This window comes from Mesorhizobium sp. M1312, from assembly GCF_040318115.1.
Classification (GTDB): Bacteria; Pseudomonadota; Alphaproteobacteria; order Rhizobiales; family Rhizobiaceae; genus Mesorhizobium.
In genome coordinates this window covers 1-530 of record NZ_JAMYLQ010000112.1, presented here as the reverse complement: position 1 = coordinate 530, position 530 = coordinate 1, and the positions used below count along the sequence as shown (strand labels likewise).

The following is a 530-nucleotide window of genomic DNA, read 5'->3' as shown; positions in this document are numbered from 1 at the left end:
CTGCACCTGAAGGACCCTGACGTGGCATTCTGATGACGGAAGCCAATATGCCAAGATATTTCTTTGATAGCGGCGATCGCCAGCATCTCGTGGAAGACAACACGGGCCTGGAATGCGAGGGGATTGAGGCAGCGCGCAATGCAGCCGTCGAAGGATTGACCGAGCTGGCAAAGGACGAACTGAAAGGTCCCGATGGGCAGCAACTCATCATGGATATAAGGGACGAGAGTGGCAGAAAGGTTCTGAGGCTTAGCCTGTCGCTGGTGATCGAACCGCTTGAGTAAACGCCGTCTCGCCGACATCCAACAAAGATGGACCTCGACGTCGCGGTTGAACCATGCGGAGCACCAGCCGCTGGTAGCTGTGCAGTGAACGAAGACCGGCCATTTAGCCGACCTTGCAGATCAAGGCGATGCGGTCCTTGCCGAGCGAGACGGACAGGCGCTCTAGAGTCTTTCACGTTTTGACGGAAGCGTAGCCGGCGTTTGCGAAGTAGTTGTTGCATTCGGTTGCCTCGATCGTTTCAACGA

Annotated in this window: 1 protein-coding gene; it reads left to right on the top strand. The window is 56.0% G+C overall.

The features are described from left to right. Positions 1-32 precede the first annotated feature (32 nt). Complete coding sequence (locus NKH36_RS34760; RefSeq protein ID WP_292552555.1) at positions 33-284, top strand: DUF6894 family protein; 252 nt, start codon at positions 33-35, stop codon at positions 282-284. The last annotated feature ends 246 nt before the right edge of the window (positions 285-530 follow it).

What these genes read in the sequence shown, in the direction of transcription:
- NKH36_RS34760 (WP_292552555.1), top strand. Translation starts at nt 33, where the DNA reads ATGACGGAAGCCAATATGCCAAGATATTTCTTTGATAGCGGCGATCGC.